The organism is Paracidovorax oryzae ATCC 19882 (genome assembly GCF_000687165.1).
Classification (GTDB): Bacteria; Pseudomonadota; Gammaproteobacteria; order Burkholderiales; family Burkholderiaceae_C; genus Paracidovorax; species Paracidovorax oryzae.
Window position 1 is genome coordinate 13,434 of sequence record NZ_JMKU01000039.1, and the last position, 16,149, is coordinate 29,582.

General features: G+C 64.1%; 14 protein-coding genes and 1 tRNA gene. 14 read left to right on the forward strand and 1 reads right to left on the reverse strand.

Going from position 1 to position 16,149, the window contains the following annotated elements; translation table 11 throughout:
* Positions 1–161 precede the first annotated feature (161 nt).
* The 14 genes from T336_RS0121005 (at position 162) to T336_RS0121075 (ending at position 15,051) form a co-directional block, all read left to right on the forward strand.
* On the forward strand, positions 162–755 hold the full coding sequence (locus T336_RS0121005) for a hypothetical protein (RefSeq protein WP_019702360.1): 594 nt from the start codon (positions 162–164) through the stop codon (positions 753–755).
* A gap of 45 nt (positions 756–800) precedes the next feature.
* Positions 801–2,186: a 16S rRNA (cytosine(967)-C(5))-methyltransferase RsmB gene (gene rsmB / locus T336_RS0121010; protein WP_026434007.1), complete on the forward strand. Its 1,386-nt coding sequence runs from the start codon at positions 801–803 to the stop codon at positions 2,184–2,186.
* A 4-nt stretch (positions 2,187–2,190) separates the two neighbouring features.
* The gene (locus T336_RS0121015) at positions 2,191–2,844 is read left to right on the forward strand and encodes a DUF4390 domain-containing protein (RefSeq protein WP_026434008.1); all 654 of its coding nucleotides are present in this window, start codon (positions 2,191–2,193) and stop codon (positions 2,842–2,844) included.
* Complete coding sequence (locus tag T336_RS0121020) at positions 2,841–5,159, forward strand: sensor histidine kinase (protein ID WP_026434009.1); 2,319 nt, start codon at positions 2,841–2,843, stop codon at positions 5,157–5,159. The genes T336_RS0121015 and T336_RS0121020 overlap by 4 nt, the downstream gene beginning before the upstream one ends.
* A 38-nt stretch (positions 5,160–5,197) precedes the next feature.
* Positions 5,198–5,911, forward strand: coding sequence for a response regulator (locus T336_RS0121025; RefSeq protein ID WP_026434010.1), 714 nt, complete (start codon positions 5,198–5,200; stop codon positions 5,909–5,911).
* Between the two features lie 84 nt (positions 5,912–5,995).
* A tRNA-Phe gene (locus tag T336_RS0121030) sits at positions 5,996–6,071 on the forward strand.
* A 697-nt stretch (positions 6,072–6,768) separates the two neighbouring features.
* Positions 6,769–7,665: a nitrilase family protein gene (locus tag T336_RS0121035; RefSeq protein ID WP_084151487.1), complete on the forward strand. Its 897-nt coding sequence runs from the start codon at positions 6,769–6,771 to the stop codon at positions 7,663–7,665.
* A gap of 60 nt (positions 7,666–7,725) precedes the next feature.
* Positions 7,726–8,889, forward strand: a complete 1,164-nt coding sequence (locus T336_RS0121040) for a substrate-binding protein (protein WP_026434012.1) — start codon at positions 7,726–7,728, stop codon at positions 8,887–8,889.
* A 34-nt stretch (positions 8,890–8,923) separates the two neighbouring features.
* Entirely contained in the window at positions 8,924–9,757 is an 834-nt protein-coding gene (locus T336_RS0121045) for a branched-chain amino acid ABC transporter permease (RefSeq protein WP_026434013.1), read from the forward strand.
* Positions 9,750–11,558, forward strand: coding sequence for a branched-chain amino acid ABC transporter ATP-binding protein/permease (locus T336_RS0121050; protein WP_026434014.1), 1,809 nt, complete (start codon positions 9,750–9,752; stop codon positions 11,556–11,558). The genes T336_RS0121045 and T336_RS0121050 overlap by 8 nt, the downstream gene beginning before the upstream one ends.
* Positions 11,555–12,262: a branched-chain amino acid ABC transporter ATP-binding protein gene (locus tag T336_RS0121055; protein ID WP_026434015.1), complete on the forward strand. Its 708-nt coding sequence runs from the start codon at positions 11,555–11,557 to the stop codon at positions 12,260–12,262. Before T336_RS0121050 ends, T336_RS0121055 begins: the two co-directional genes overlap by 4 nt.
* A gap of 4 nt (positions 12,263–12,266) precedes the next feature.
* On the forward strand, positions 12,267–13,271 hold the full coding sequence (locus tag T336_RS25480; RefSeq protein WP_035226806.1) for an asparaginase: 1,005 nt from the start codon (positions 12,267–12,269) through the stop codon (positions 13,269–13,271).
* Between the two features lie 9 nt (positions 13,272–13,280).
* Positions 13,281–14,423, forward strand: coding sequence for a transporter substrate-binding domain-containing protein (locus T336_RS0121070; protein WP_026434016.1), 1,143 nt, complete (start codon positions 13,281–13,283; stop codon positions 14,421–14,423).
* A 7-nt stretch (positions 14,424–14,430) separates the two neighbouring features.
* Positions 14,431–15,051 (forward strand): ANTAR domain-containing response regulator, encoded by a 621-nt coding sequence (locus tag T336_RS0121075; protein ID WP_026434017.1) that lies wholly within the window; start codon positions 14,431–14,433, stop codon positions 15,049–15,051.
* Positions 15,052–15,509: 458 nt separating this feature from the next.
* On the opposite strand, the gene T336_RS27645 is transcribed toward T336_RS0121075, so the two are convergent.
* On the reverse strand, positions 15,510–16,022 hold the full coding sequence (locus T336_RS27645) for an EAL domain-containing protein (protein ID WP_084151488.1): 513 nt from the start codon (positions 16,020–16,022) through the stop codon (positions 15,510–15,512).
* Positions 16,023–16,149: the final 127 nt, after the last annotated feature.

A 16,149-nucleotide genomic window follows, 5' to 3' on the forward strand; every position in this document is an offset into this window, starting at 1 on the left:
CTGCCTGCAAGCCGACCGGCCTGCCGCAACGCTCCCGCTCTGTCGCTCGTGGCAGGCCGGGAGCGTTTTTTCAGGCGCGGCGCTGGCTGGCGGGCCGTGCCCTTTTTCTTTTTTGATTTCGCGCCTTCGCGGTGGTCCGCGGGGCGCTTGCCATTGCTGCGATGCTGACGACCTGGATTTTTCTGGCGGTGCTGCTGTTCTGGGCGGTGGGCGCCTACAACCGGCTGGTCCGGCTGCGCTCTGCTGCCATTCAGGCGTTCGGCGGCCTGGACGTGCATTTCGTGCGCATCACGGGCATGCTCGGCGAATACGAGGCGGCGCAGAGTCCTGCGCTGCCTGCGCAGTCGGAGGTGCGCACGGCCCTGTGGGCGGCGACTACCCAGTTCGGTGCCTGCCTGGCCGTTGCGCGCGCGCGTCCGCTCGATGGCGGGGCCGCGGCGGCGCTGGCGGCTGCCCGCGAGGTGCTGCGCACGGCCTGGGCCGCGGTGGTGCGGGCGGCTCGTGAACCGCGCGAGGGCGCTGCCGGGCCCGGCGATGGCGAGGCGAGCGGCCCGGACTCGCCACCGGCCGTGACGGCCCCGGGCGAGGACGCCCTGGCGCTGTGGGAAACACGGTGGCAGGAGCTCTGGGCCCACGCGGCCCTGGCCACCGGGCAGTTCAATGATGCCGTAGGCTCCTACAACGGGGCCATCCGGCAGTTCCCCGCCCGGCTGCTGGCCTGGCTTTTCGGTTTCCATGCAGCGCAGGCGCTCTGACGGCGCCTGGCGACCTTCCTTCGTCCTTTCCCGGCCCTCCCATCCATGCCAGCATCCCCCGCGCATCCTTCCACCTCCCGCCCGGATTCGCCCGGAGGGGCGATTCCCCTGTGGCGGCAGCTCGATGCGGTCGTGGATGCCGTGATGGCGGTGCGCGGCGGCCAGTCGGGCACCGCGGCCCTGGCTGCAGTGGACCTGGTGCTGCGTGCCGGGGTGCAGGCGCTGTTCTTCGCGGTGCTGCGCCAGCTGGGCCGTGCGGAGGCGCTGCGGGCGCAACTGGCCCCGCGGCGGCCCAAGCCGCGCGTGGATGCGCTGCTGTGCTCCACCCTGGCCCTGGGCTGGCAGGCTGGTGCCGCTCCCTATGAGCCGTTCACGCTCGTGAACCAGGCGGTGGAGGCGGCCAAGCGCCATGCCGCCACGCGCGGGCAGGCCGCTTTCGTGAATGCCTGCCTGCGCCGCTTCCTGCGCGAGCGGGATGCGCTGGTGGCCGCCACCGATACGGAACCCGTCGCGCGGTGGAACCATCCCGCGTGGTGGATCGGGCGCCTGCAGAAGGACCATCCCGGCCATTGGGAGCAGATCCTGCGGGCCAACAACGCGCAGGCCCCGATGGCATTGCGCATCCACCGGGGCAAGGTGGACATGGCTGGCTATCTGGCTGCGCTGGAGGCGGTGGGCATGAAGGCCTGGCCGGTGACCGACACGGGGCTGGTCCTGGAGTCTCCCCAGCCCGTGCAGCGGCTTCCCGGGTTCGCAGACGGCTGGGTTTCGGTGCAGGATCTCGCCGCCCAGCAGGCCGCCCCCCTGCTGCTGTCCGGCCTGGACCTGGGCCGGCCGCTGCGGGTGCTGGATGCCTGCGCGGCGCCGGGCGGCAAGACCGCCCACCTGCTCGAACATGCCGGTGCCGGATCGCCGGTCCACGTGACCGCGCTGGAGATCGACCCGCTGCGCAGCGCGCGCATCGGCGAAACCCTCCAGCGGCTGGGCCTGCAGGCGCAGGTGCTGGTGGCCGATGCCGGGCGCCCGGAGGACTGGTGGCAGCAGGCCTGCGGCGGAGAACCCTTCGACGCCATCCTGCTGGACGCGCCCTGCACGGCGTCGGGCATCGTGCGGCGCCATCCGGACGTGCGCTGGCTGCGGCGCCCCGGTGACATCGCGCAGCTGGCCGCCCAGCAGGCGCGGCTGCTGTCCACGCTCTGGCCGCTGCTGCGGCCCGGTGGGCGCATGCTGTATTGCACCTGTTCCGTGTTCCGCGCGGAAGGCGATGACACGGTCCAGTCGTTTCTTGCGAACAACAATGATGCCCATTTGCTGCCTTCTCCCGGACATTTGCTGCCCCGGGATCCCGGCGATGGCGGCAGCGTCCGCGAGAATCCATCCCGTGAGCATGACGGTTTCTTCTACGCACTCCTGGGCCGGCAGGCCGCCTGAGGCCATGCCGGCGCCGGGCTGGCGCTCGCGCCTGCAGTCCGCCTGGGCCTTGGCCCGGCGCCGCGCCTGCTGGACGCTCCTGCTGTGCCTGGGGCTGTGGCTGTCCCTGCCCGGGCCGGCCGCCGCGCAGGCCGGGGCCGGCGAGATCACCGACCTGAAGCTGGAGGCCGCGGATACCGGCCTGTATCTTTCCGCCGCACTGCATTTCGAGCTGCCGGACCTGGCGGAGGATGCGCTGCTCAAGGGCATCACCCTCTATTTCGTGGAGGAGGCCGAGGTGCTGCGGGAGCGCTGGTACTGGTCCGACAAGACCGTCGCGCGTGCCACGCGCTATCTGCGGCTGAGCTACCAGCCCCTCACGCGGCGCTGGCGGCTCAACCAGTCCACGATGCCGTTCCAGGCGAGCGGGCTGGGCGTGGCGCTCGGCCAGAGCTACGACGAGCTGCAGGAGGCGCTGACGGCGATGCAGCGCATTTCCCGCTGGAGGATCGCCGATATCGACGACATCGACCGCCAGGCCGCGCACCTGGTGCATCTGCGCTTCCGGCTCGACATGTCGCAGCTGCCGAGGCCGTTCCAGATCGGCGCCATGGGCCGCTCCGGCTGGGATCTCGCGATTTCCCGCACCGAACGCCTGGCCATCGAGCCGCAGCCATGAGCCCGACCCCTTCCGATCCCGCATCGCCCCGGGAGCCCGTGACCGTCCGCAGCGGCCGGCAGGCCCGCGCCGCGCGCTGGGCGCTGGGCGTGTCCGTCGCCGTGATGAGCGCCATCGGCCTGGTGCTGCTGTTCCTGCTCACTGTCTCGACGAACAACCGGGCGATGTACGAGCGCAACTACGCGTGGCTCTTCGGGCTGAACGTCCTGGTGGCGCTGCTGCTCTTCGCCGTGCTGGCCTGGGTGGCCGTGCGCCTGGTGGTGCGGCTGCGCAAGGGCCGCTTCGGCAGCCGACTGCTGGTGAAGCTGGCGGGCATCTTCGGGCTCGTGGGGCTGGTGCCCGGGCTGCTAATCTACGTGGTGTCCTACCAGTTCGTTTCGCGGTCCATCGAGAGCTGGTTCGACGTGAAGGTGGAGGGCGCCCTGTCTGCCGGGGTGAGCCTGGCCCGGGCCACGCTGGACACACTGGCCAGCGACATGGCGGCGCAGGCGCGCACGGCCAGCATCCAGCTGGCGCCGGTGCCGGATGCGGCCGCGGGCCTGGTGCTGGAACGCATCCGCGACCAGCTGGGCGCGACGGACGTGGTGCTCTTCAATTCGGCGGGGCAGCCGGTGGCGAGCGCCGGGCAGTCCCGTTTCGACCTCAATCCCGAGCGGCCGGCGGCGCAGCTGCTGCGCAATGCCCGGCAGCAGCGCTCCGCCTTCCAGATCGAGGGGCTGGACGAAGCGGCCGACCCGCAGGCCGTGCAGAACGCGCGGGTGAAGACGCTGGTGATGGTGGGCACCACGAGCGTGGGCCTGCTGGAGGAACCGCGCTACCTGCAGGCCACGATGCGCCTGCCGCAGGTGGTGGTCGCCAACGCCCTGGCCGTGCAGGAGGCGAACCGCGAATACCAGGAGCGCGCGCTGGCCCGTGGAGGGCTGCGGCGCATGTACATCGGCACGCTCACGCTCAGCCTGTTCCTGGCGGTGTTCGGCGCCGTGCTGCTGGCCGTGCTGCTGGGCCGACAGCTCGCGAGGCCGCTGCTGGTGCTCGCCGAGGGCGTGCGCGAGGTGGCATCGGGGAACCTGAGCCCCAAGGCGGTGCTGCAGACGGGTGACGAACTGGGCGGGCTGACGCGCTCCTTCGCGCTCATGACGCAGCAGCTGGCCGATGCGCGCTCCGCGGTGGAGCACAGCATGGGCGAGGTGGATGCCGCGCGCGCGCGCCTGCAGACCATCCTCGACAACCTGACGGCCGGCGTGATCGTGCTGGACGCGCAGGGCCGCATCCAGTCCACCAACCCCGGCGCGACCCGCATCCTGCGCGCGCCCATGGCGGCGTTCGAGGGCCGGCCGCTGGCGGAGGTGCCGGGGCTGGCGGCCTTCGCTGCGGCCGTGCAGGCGCATTTCGATGCCTTCCTGGGCGACCGCGAGCAGCAGCACGGGCTGGACCACTGGCAGCACCCGTTCGACCTGCACGTGGGCGGAGGGGATCCCATCCATGCGGGGCCGTCCGGCAACGGAACGAGCCTGGTGGCGCGGGGCGCGGAGCTGCCCGACGCGCTGCGGTTGCTGGTGTTCGACGACATCTCCGAAATCGTCTCGGCCCAGCGGGCCCAGGCGTGGGGCGAGGTCGCGCGCCGGCTGGCGCACGAGATCAAGAACCCGCTCACGCCGATCCAGCTGTCGGCCGAGCGGCTGGAGATGAAGCTGACCGGCAAGCTGGGCGCCCCGGAGGAGGCGGTGCTGGCCAAGTCGGTCAAGACCATCGTCGATCAGGTGGATGCCATGAAGCGCCTGGTCAACGAGTTCCGCGACTATGCGCGGCTGCCCGCGGCCGAACTCCAGCGCCTGGACCTGAACGCGCTGGTGGGCGACATCCTGCACCTGTATGGCGCGGAGACCGCCACGGTGCCGGTGGAGGCCGAGCTCGACCCGCGCTGCCCGGCGATCGCCGGCGATGCCCAGCAACTGCGGCAGGTGATCCACAACCTGCTGCAGAACGCACAGGATGCTAGCGAGCAGCGCGCGCGCGAGCAGGGCGTGGCGCCCGACCCGGTGCGCATCGCCACGCGCTGGAGCGAGACCTCGCGCCGGGTGCGCCTGACGGTGAGCGACGCGGGCACGGGCTTCCCGGCACACATCCTGCAAAGGGCCTTCGAGCCCTACGTCACGACCAAGCCCCGAGGCACCGGCCTGGGCCTGGCCGTGGTGAAAAAGATCGCCGACGAACACGGGGCGCGCATCGATCTTTCCAATCGCGTGGAAGACGGCGTGATCCGGGGGGCACAAGTGTCGCTATCATTCGCGCCTGAAACCCCCGTGGTTTATTAACAACACGTTACACGCAGCCCGCAGCAGCATCCGTACCCATGGCAAACATATTGGTGGTTGACGACGAACTCGGTATCCGCGACTTGCTGTCCGAAATCCTGAACGACGAAGGACACAGCGTGGACCTGGCCGAGAACGCCACCCAGGCCCGGGCCGCCCGATCGGCGAACACCTACGACCTGGTCCTGCTCGACATCTGGATGCCCGATACCGACGGCGTTTCGTTGCTGAAGGAGTGGGCGACCGCCGGGGCGCTGACCATGCCTGTCATCATGATGAGCGGGCACGCCACCATCGACACCGCGGTGGAGGCCACGCGCATCGGGGCGTTCTCGTTCCTCGAGAAGCCCATCACGCTGCAGAAGCTGCTCAAGGCCGTGGAGCAGGGCCTGGCCCGCACGGTGCCCGCACCCGCTGCAGCTGCGCCGGCCGCGGTGCCTGCGCTGGCCGCCACGCCGGCCTCGGCCGCCGCCGCGCCCGCATCCGACGCACCCCAGGCCCCTGCATCGGCCAGCGCGGGCGGCCCGGGGCTCGCTTCCAGCGGCCCCAGTTCGCACCAGGGGTTCGACCTCGACCGCCCGCTGCGCGAGGCGCGCGACGGCTTCGAGAAAGCCTACTTCGAGTTCCACCTGGCCCGCGAAGGGGGCTCCATGACGCGCGTGGCCGAGAAGACGGGGTTGGAGCGCACCCACCTGTACCGCAAGCTGCGGCAGCTGGGCGTGGACCTGGGGCGGAGCAAGCGCAGCCAGTGACGCAGGGCGCGCTGACGACAATTTTTCAGAAAATTCGCGGCCTGGGTTCCAGGGGCATTTTTTCTGGCTATAATTCAAGGCTCAGGCCCGGTAGCTCAGTTGGTAGAGCAGCGGATTGAAAATCCGCGTGTCGATGGTTCGATTCCGTCCCAGGCCACCACTCACTTTTCTGCGGAAGTCCAACAACTTCGCGGATGCATCCAAAAGCCCTTGCGTAACAACACGCTAGGGCTTTTTTTTGTCCTGCAGGAGCCACCGCGGCGGCAGCTGAAAAAAGCGGTGCTCTTACTGCAGAGCTGCTGCGAGGCAGCGAAAGGCATGCGCGCTACTGCTCGGACTGCTGGAAACGAAATGGCATTGGACTGATCGCAAGCGAGCTCGATGGTCGTGCGGGCTGCCTTGAAGCTCACGCCCATGCTCTTTCTGCGATCTGGCTACAACCCGACCTGAATACATCAAAAAGCGCATGGCGCTGATGCAGGCTTGGGCGTACTACCTGGCCCAGTTGCGCAATGACACTGCCGACTTCAGCAGTCGGCCCGGCTGTGTACTGCGCACCCCAGAGCCTCAAACCTGAGCTGCGACAGGAGATGCCTCAAGTTTGAGACATCGAAGAATTTTGGGCGGCCAAGCAGGACAACGATCAACTGACACCTCACCGGATGGGCTAGGGGTTTCTGCTGATCCAAGGACTTCCTCGCATTGTTGACTCTTCCTGGTTGACACTTTAATCTACATGCACGGCTGGCTCTTCATGGGATGGCCGGGCAGCAACATTGCTGCTTCACATGCCGGCTATAGAAGCCCTCGAATTACGCGTAAGCGTGGTCGAGGGCTTTTTTGTTTTTGGAGCTCGAATGACCACGGTTCGAACCGCTGAGATGGCGGACGTTTTTCCTGATGTGAAAGTTGCCAGCATCCAGATGGCCCCGCTCGTTGGCGACAAGCCGGGCAACCTGGAGCGATCAGTCAAGCTGATCGAAGAGGCAGCAAGCCAGGGAGCTTGCGTCGCGGTCCTGCCGGAGCTGGCCAGTTCAGGCTACGTGTTCGCTTCCCGATCTGAAGCCTTCGCGCTTGCCGAGTCCGTGCCCGACGGGGAAACGTCCCGGGCTTGGATGGAGGTGGCGCAGCGCTGCGGCATCCATGTCGTCGGCGGTGTCGCCGAAAGGCAAGGGGATCGCCTGTTCAATTCTGCGCTCGTGGTCGGACCGAAGGGTTACATCGGCACCTACCGAAAGCTCCACCTGTGGGGCGACGAGCATCTTTTCTTCGAGTCCGGCGACTTGGGCCTCCCGATTTTCCATACGGAATTCGGGCGCATCGGAATCATCATTTGCTACGACGGCTGGTTCCCAGAGGTCTACCGGCTCTTGGCCATGCAAGGAGCAGACATCGTCTGCATGCCCACCAACTGGGTGCCGATGCCAGGGCAACTTCCAGGAGAGAAGGCCATGGCCAACATGCTCGCCATGGCCAGTGCGCACAGCAACGGTCTGAACATCATCTGCGCGGACCGGATCGGCATCGAGCGCGGCCAGCCTTTCATCGGTCAGAGCCTCATCGTCAGTGCGCAAGGCTGGCCGGTGGCCGGTCCGGCGAGCCACGACCGAGAAGAAATTCTGTACGCGTCCATCAACCTCAAGCGGTCTCGCAGCGCTCGGCATTTGAATGTCTTCAACGACGTGCTGCGCGATCGTCGCGACGACATCTACGACCCGATGCTCGGCACCGGCTGGAAGCTGCCCCGGCACTGATTCCCTGAAGCACTCCGCTCATCGATCCCTTTTTCCATGTTCACTCCAAGAGGTCTCATCATGCAAAAGCTCCCGCAAATCTTCCGTTTCAGCGTCCTCGCGGCGTCTGCCGTCTTCGCGTTCTGCGCCCACGCTGCAGACCCGATCAAGATCGGTGTCGCCGTGGGCCTTTCGGGCGCCAATAGCGTCGTGGCCCCCGCGGTCGTGCAGTCCTCCCAACTGGCAGTGGATGAAATCAATGCATCGGGCGGTATCTTGGGCCGCAAGGTCGAATTGGAAATCGTTGACGACGCTTCCGGCGCCGTAGGTGCCCAGAAGGCATTCGACACCCTCGTGTTCCAGAAAAAGGTCAACGCCATCATCGCCATGGAAACCAGTGCCGCACGCAATGCGGCGCTTCCGGTGGTGAACAAGGGCAAGATTCCCTACATCTACACGTCGTTCTACGAAGGTCGCTCCTGCAATAACCAGATGTACGTGAACGGCTGGGTGCCGGAGCAGCAGGTGGCCCCGGTGGTCGACTACTTCACCAAGAGCAAGAATGCCAAGACCTTCTTTCTTGTCGGCAACGACTACGTTTTCGGCCGTGGCATGTTGAGCTACACGAAGAAGTACATCGAGCAGCAAGGAGGCAAAGTCGTCGGAGAGGAGTTCCTGCCGATCGACGGCAGCGATTGGACGGCGATTGTTTCCAAGATCCGCTCGGTCAAGCCCGACGCACTGATCAGCGCGACCGCTGGTGGTGCGCCCAACGTGTCCCTGGCCAAACAGCTCAAAGGCGCCGGCATGACGCTGCCTTATGGCAACCTTGCGATCGACGAAGGCACGGCCAAGACCATGGGTGACGTCGCGAGCGGCATGTACATGTCTGCTTCCTACCTCACCGGTATCGACACGCCGGAGAACAACAAGTTCGTCACCAGCCTCAACAAGAGATTCGGCGCCGAACTCAAGACGCCCAACGAGCTGTCCGAGCCCCAGTACGAAGCGTTCTACCTGTACAAGGCCGCCGTTGAAAAGGCCGGTTCGACCGATTCGTCGAAAGTCATCCCTGCGCTGGCGGAGGTGTCTTTCAACGGCCCGCGCGGCGTCGTTCAGATGAACAAGAGCCGTCATACGCCGCTGTCGATGCGCCTCGGCCAGGTGCAGGCCGATGGATCGGTCAAGATCCTGGAGACCTTCATGCAAGTCGATCCTGGTGCACAGTGCCCGAACCTGAAGTGACTGACGCGGATCCGACATCGCTGGACACCCACCCATGGTGCTACTACTGGATCTGTTGACGACGGCAGCCATGCTGTTCGTCGTCACCGCCGGACTCATGATGATTTTCGGAGTCATGAAAATCGTCAATTTCGCGCACGGCGCGCTCCTCACACTTGGAGGTTACGTGAGCTACGTCGTCACGCAGCTCAAGCTCGCGCCCTGGCTGAGTTGGCCGATGGCGCTGGTCGCCGGCGCAGTCACCGGCATGGCTGTCGAGCGTCTCATCGTCCGGCCGCTGTACAAGCGTCCCCTGGATGCCATCCTCGCGACCTGGGGTCTCGGCATCGTGATCGGCCAGTTGATCGTGATGGCCTTCGGACGCGAGGTCCAATTCGTGGATGCTCCTCTCTCTGGCACTTGGTCCCTGTTCGGTGTCGACTATTCGGCCTATCGGCTGATGCTGGTCCCTGTCGCCGGGGCGATGTGCTTGTTGCTGACTGGGTTGCTGAACGGCACACGTTTCGGCGTTCGGACCCGGGCAGTGATCATGAATGAGGATCTCGCCTCCGGGCTCGGCATCAACGCAGGCTGGGTGCGATTCGTCACTTTCAGTCTCGGGACTGGCCTGGGTACGCTGGCGGGCACGGTCATCACGCCGCTCTCCAGCGTGGACCCGACCATGGGCATGACATGGCTGGTCAGCGCCTTCATGCTGGTCATGGTTTCCGGTCACTCGATGGTGAGCCTGATGGTGACTTGCCTTGTCTTCGGGGCCTGCCAGGTGCTGGTCAGTACTTACGCCAGTCCCGTGCTCGGGGGCCTGACCATTGCCGTTCTCGCCGCGGTGACATTGCGGATTCGACCAAAGGGGTTCGCACATGCCTAAAGCTCACGCCATCCGAACTCCTGCCGGTCGATCGAGGGCTCCGCTGCGTTCCGGGAGAGGCTTGACCATCCTCGGGGCCTTGGGCGTGCTCCTGATTGTGATCGGTCCGTGGGTGTTTGACGCCTACTTGCTCAACATCCTCATCAAGTCGTTCTTCTTCGCGATTGCCGCGATCACGGTCGACGTGCTGTGGGGATACACGGGCTACCTGACGTTTGGCCAATCCGCCTTCTTCGGTATCGGGGCATACGCAGCAGGACTCACCTTCACGCATGCCGGATTTTCCACATCCACTGTCCTGATCGCGCTGGGCGCGGCCGTGGTGGTGGCGGCGTCGGTCGCTGCCATCGTGGGATGGCTGTCGTTCTACCGCGGCGCATCACCTTTCTTCGCGACTGTCATCTCACTGGTGCTTCCGATCGTATTGACGCAGTTGCTGTTGACGGGCGGGGAGTGGACCGGATCGAGTTCGGGCCTCACCGGTTACTCCACTCCGGACCTCGCGTTGGAAGCCTGGTACTGGATTTCAGGCGCTGCGCTGATCGGCGCCGGGTTGCTCGCCTGGATGGTGGTTCGAAGTGATGCCGGGCGCGTCTTGGCGGCGATACGCGACAACGAATCCCGCTGCTCCTACCTGGGCATCGACGCATCCGTCGTGAAAATCTGCCTCCTGGTTGCCACCGCCGTCGTCGCGGGTCTGGCAGGTCTCGGATATGGTGCTTTCAGCGGCGTCGTTGCGCCGGAACTCACGGGCTTCGTCTTCGGCACGGAACTCATCATCTGGGTGGCATTGGGCGGCCGCGGAACGTTGTGGGGCCCCCTGATCGGATCTGTGCTGATCAACGTTGCCACCTCGTACCTGAGCAGCAGCATGCCGTTCGCATGGCAGCTGATCGTGGGCTTGGTCTTTGTCCTGGTAATCGTGATGTTCCCGCAAGGCTTGGTGCCACTGCTGCTGAAGCCGATGGGATCGGGCCGATCAACGAAGCACGCTCCTGCACTCGCTGAGCGTTGTGTCTCCGGGGTTTCGATGGATGAAGCGCGGCCGGCTTTGGCGATGCGGAGCGTGACCAAGAGCTATGGAAGTTTGAAGGTGCTCCAGGGCATCGACCTGGAAGCGCATGCGGGTCAGCTGGTCGGGCTTATCGGTCCGAATGGTGCGGGCAAGACAACGTTGATGCGTTGCATGAGTGATGGCGCTGACCGCACCACCGGCGCTGTCGAGCTGTGCGGTTCCGACATCGGGCGACTGCCGCCAGAAGCCTGTGTTCGGTTGGGACTGGGCCGCAAATTCCAGAATGCGAACGTGTTCGAAACGTTGACGGTTGCAGAGTGCTTGCGCATCGCCGGGACGATCATCGAAAAGCCGTCGTTGGTCCGAAACGATCCCGTCCTGCGCTTGCCGCCTTACGCGCTCGAAGTGGTGCGCACCACAGAGCTCGATCGAAAACTGAACGTCGTCGCAAAGGATCTTTCGCACGGTGAGCAGCAGGCGCTGGAACTCGCGATGGTCCTCGCCCTGGAGCCGCGCATCGTGCTGCTGGACGAGCCCACCGCAGGCCTCACCAAAAATGAACGCACTCAGATCGGTCAGGTCCTGTCCTCGCTTGCGCACCGGTACCGGCTCTGCTGCCTGCTGGTCGAACACGATCTTGACTTCGTCGAGGAGATTGCCACGCGCATCGTCGTGCTCCACCAGGGCACGATCGTCATGCAGGGCAGCTTCCAGGAAGTCGTCCACTCCGAACTGGTGAAAACCATCTACGCCGGCAGCGCCCACGCACCCGAGGAGGCCACATGACCGGTATGGCACTGCAACTGGACTCAGTCTCCAGCGGCTACAAGGCGTCGGTCGTGCTGAAGGACGTTTCGCTGGCTTTGCGCGAAGGCGAGGCTGTCGCCCTTCTCGGGAAGAACGGCATGGGCAAGACGACCTTGATGAAGACCGTGATGGGCTACCTGCCGAAAAAGTCCGGCTCTATCGACTTTGATGGGAGGAACATCACACGTCTCAGCCCGCACAAGGTGGCACGCCTCGGTATCGCGTATGCAGCGCAGGAGCACGCGCTCTTCGCGGACCTGAGCATCCGCGACAACCTGCGTCTCGGACTGGCGAAGGAATCGACATTCGATGAGCGGTTCGCCGAGATCGAGCCGGTATTCCCGGTATTCAAAAGCCGCCTCGCGCAATACGCCGGAACCTTGTCCGGAGGGGAACAGAAGATGCTGCTGCTGGCGCGTGCGCTCATGATGCGCCCGTCCCTGATCCTCTTGGACGAGATCACCGAAGGGCTCCAGCCATCGGTCATCGATCGACTGGCCGAAGCACTCTTGTGGGAGCGCAAGACCCACGGGACCACGCTTCTCATCGTCGAGCAAAACGTCCCCTTCGCTTTGAAGGTGGTGGATCGCTTCGTGGTGCTGAAGCAAGGCGAGATCATCGACACCGGGGATGCCAAGTCACCTGTTGCGGCCGAGCAGGTCTTCAACCATTTGAGAGTCTGACGCCATGGATAGCCTCGACCCCGCGACGCGGCCGATCTGCCATTTCATTTCGACCGGCGGCACGATCGCCATGAAGAGCGACCCGGCAAGCGGAGCACCTGTTCCCGCGCTCTCGGGCGATGACCTGTTGGCTGGTGTCGAAGGGCTGGACTGCATTGCTGAACTGCGCGTGCAGAACCTGTTCAACCTGCCTTCGGACTACATGGGCCCGGATCACTGGATCGCACTGCACCATGCGGTCGAGGCCGCGATGGCAGACGATGAGGTGGCGGGTGTCGTCGTTTCGCATGGAACCGACACTCTCGAGGAAACTGCCTGGTTCCTCGACCTGACCATCGCCTCCAGCAAGCCGGTGGTGCTGACCGGTGCCCAACGCAACGCTTCGGAGCAGGACTACGACGGCCTCCGCAATTTGCGCAATGCCGTGCGCGTCTGCATGGCGCCCGACGCAGGCGGTCGTGGTGTGCTGGTGGCTCTCAACAACCAAATCAACGCAGCGCGTGAGGTCACGAAATCCCATACCTCGGATGTCGAAGCTTTCAAGTCCGGGGACTTCGGCCTGCTCGGAGTGATCGATGGTGACCGGATCGTTTTCTCGCGCGCCCCACAGCGGAGACGAACGCTGCCGCTCAGCAGCAATACGTCGCTCTCTCCCGTGGCGATCGTCTGCATGTATGCCGGCGCGGACGGGACGCTCATCGACAGCGCCGTCCAGTCCGGCCATCGGGGCATCGTCGTGCAAGCGCTGGGTTGGGGAAACGTCAACGTCGCACTTTACGAGGCGATCCGCAGGGCGATGGCTGCAGGCGTGGCTGTGGTTATTTCCACCCGGGTCCCGAACGGTCGAGTGCGTCCAGTCTATGGCTTCGTCGGAGGCGGCAAGACGCTGAAAGACCTGGGTGCGGTGTTCGCTGACAACCTCAGCCCGCAGAAGGCGAGGATCCTGCTCATGCTCGCGCTGCAGACATCGCAGACCGGTCCATCCCTGCAACGCATTTTCGATTGCTAGAGTCTGTATATGGCAGTCATCGACACTTCAAGCTCCGACTGGCGCGTGGGAATCCTTTTCTCGCGATCAGGGGCCACCAGCGTGACCGAGTCCGAGCATTTCTATGGCACGGCATTGGCCATCGAAGAGATCAACTCCATGGGCGGCGTGCTCGACCGCAAGCTGGCTCCCGTGGCCTACGATCCTCAGGGAGATTCGGAGGCGTACCGGCGCCTCGCGACGCGGCTGATGATCGAGGACGAAGTCAATGTGATCTTCGGATGCTCGCGCTCCTCGAGTCGCAAGGCCGTATTGCCCGTCGTCGAGCGTAACAACGGCTTGCTCTGGTACTGCTCGTTCTACGAGGGATTCGAATACTCTCCCAACGTCATCTACACCGGGGCGTGTCTCAACCAGAACAGCATGCAGCTGGCGGCCTACCTGCTGCGCAACGTGGGCACGAAGTTTTTCCTCGCCGGTGCCGACTACATCTATCCGCGCGAGTCCAACCGCGTGATGCGCGACATGGTGGAGCAGCATGGCGGGGAGATCGTCGACGAGGTGTACCTGCCGATCGATGCGGGCGAAAGGCAGTTGGAGGAGGTCGTGCGCGACATCGCCCGGCTGCAGCCCAGCGTCGTCTTCTCGACATTGGTCGGTGAGTCCGCCCGCGCGTTCTACCGCCTCTACCGCAAACACGGCATCGATCCCAAGACCATTCCCATCGCAAGTCTCTCGATGGCGGAAGAGGAGGTCCGTCTCATCGGACCGGAATTGTGCGAAGGCCATATCACATCTGCGACCTACTTCAATTCGCTCGACAATGAGAGCAATCGACGGTTCGTCGGTCTGTGGAATCAGCGTTTCGGCGATCGCCCGACCAGCACCTGGTCGGAAATGGCGTACAACCAGGTCCATCTGTTCGCTCGGGCGTTGCAGCGCAGCGGTACCCTCGATACGAAACGGTTGGTCCAGAACGCGCATGCCGTGACCTTCGATTCGCCGGAGGGCTTGTTGTCGATCGATGCGGACAACAACCATTGCGCGTTGACACCCAGGATCGGCAGGTGCCGCAGCGACGGCCGCTTCGACGTGGTGTGGGAGGGGCGGGAGCCGATCAAGGCAGACCCGTATCTCTCGACATTCGGTTTCTCCGATTTCTGGCTGGAGTGATGATGCCATGAGCAGTCTCCGCCGACTCTACGAAGATCTTCGAAGCATCAGCGTCGCGGTGGTCTATCCCCCAGGCGAAGAGCGCGATGTGTTGATCGACCAGCTCAAGCGCATCGGCTGCCGCCTGCAGGTGGTCTGGCCATTTCCGGGAACACCGCCCTCTGGCTGCGATGTGATTTTTTTCCAGGTATCCCAGGAAATTCAGGACAGCTCGTCATGGAATGCTAGCGCGATCGAAGCAACGCTGATAGCACTTTCCGATTACGAGAGCCCGACCACGTTGAAATTGCTGCTGGACACTGCCGCGCACGGCGTCATCACCCGGCCTTTCCGTTCTGCCGGTGTGCTGAGCACCCTGGTCCTGGCGCGTTCTGCCCAGAACTTTCAAGAGCGCATGCAGGGAAAGATCAGGAAGCTCGAAGACACCATCAGGTCGCGTCGGCTGGTCGAGAAAGCGATCCGCCTCCTGTCCGAAAGCCAGAATCTTTCGGATGCGCAGGCGTACGAGCACATGCGCGCGCGCGCCACCAAGCTTCGGACCTCCGTGGCAGACATTTCCCAGATGATCATCGATGCGCATGAGGCGATCGAAAAACTGGGTCTCGGCAGTCCAATGGGAAAGCGATGAGTCAATGAGGACCATGGTTGGACGGCGGTGGCAGGTCTTTCATCTGCCGACCTCTGCCTGCTGCCCGGCCCGCCTGCCGCCGCCAGCATGCCGGCGATGCAGAGCATCACCGCCCGGTAAGGATCATGGCCGTGGTGCTGTGCCCAGGCGGCGAGCAGCCCGGTCAGCCACTGCATCTGGGCGGGGTAGGGCGAACGCACGTTGACGTACTGCAGCACGCGGTAGTTCAACAGGAGGTCTATCGCGAAGATCCGCACGACCGTTGCCGCGGCACGGTGCAGGAAGGCCATCGGCAGGAACTGGTCTGCGAAACGGCTGCCGGCCTGCCCCACATCAAAAATCTATGGCTTGGCGTAGCTCCGGGAAACGCTTTATCGATTACTGTCCGAATCGCGCAGGGCCGCGCCAGATCTTCCAGAAAGAGCATTTGCACAAGTTGCTCCGACGTTTAGTCTGGACTATCCTGGATAGGCATATTTCTCTAGATATAAATTGAGATCAGATATGTTCATTGGTTTGGAGAAAATCCATCCCTGGACTGATTCCACTCCTTGGCTGCGCAAGATGTCTATTTGCTCAGGCTTTTCCACCCCTTCTGCCACCAATTTCATTCCAAGCGACTTGCCCAAGGCGATAATGTGAAAGACGACTTCGCTGGTGATGGAGTTAGTGCCGATGGTATCAACAAACGATTTGTCAATCTTCAAGCAGTCCAGCTTGAAGTTGCTCAGATAGGAAAGGCTTGAATAGCCAGTTCCGAAATCGTCGATCGCGACTTTATGCCTGTTGAGCGAATCGCGTTGATGACTGCGCGGGACTCTTCTGTGTCCAGTAGGCCGCGTTCTGTGGCCTCGATTAGAAAGTTGTATGGTTTTGCTCCAGTCCTCTCGAGCAGAAATGAAAGGTGACTCGCTGTCGCCTTGGAGCGAAGGTCTGCTGCGCTGAGGTTTATACTGACGGCGGTCTCCAATCTGAAGTGCAACACCTGAACCTCAGGTAGCTTGCACAGATGACTTCGCGATACACGCACTTGCAGCCCGAAGAACGCCTCACGCTGGCCTCGCTGGTCCAGCAAGGATGGAGCGGGCGATCCATCGC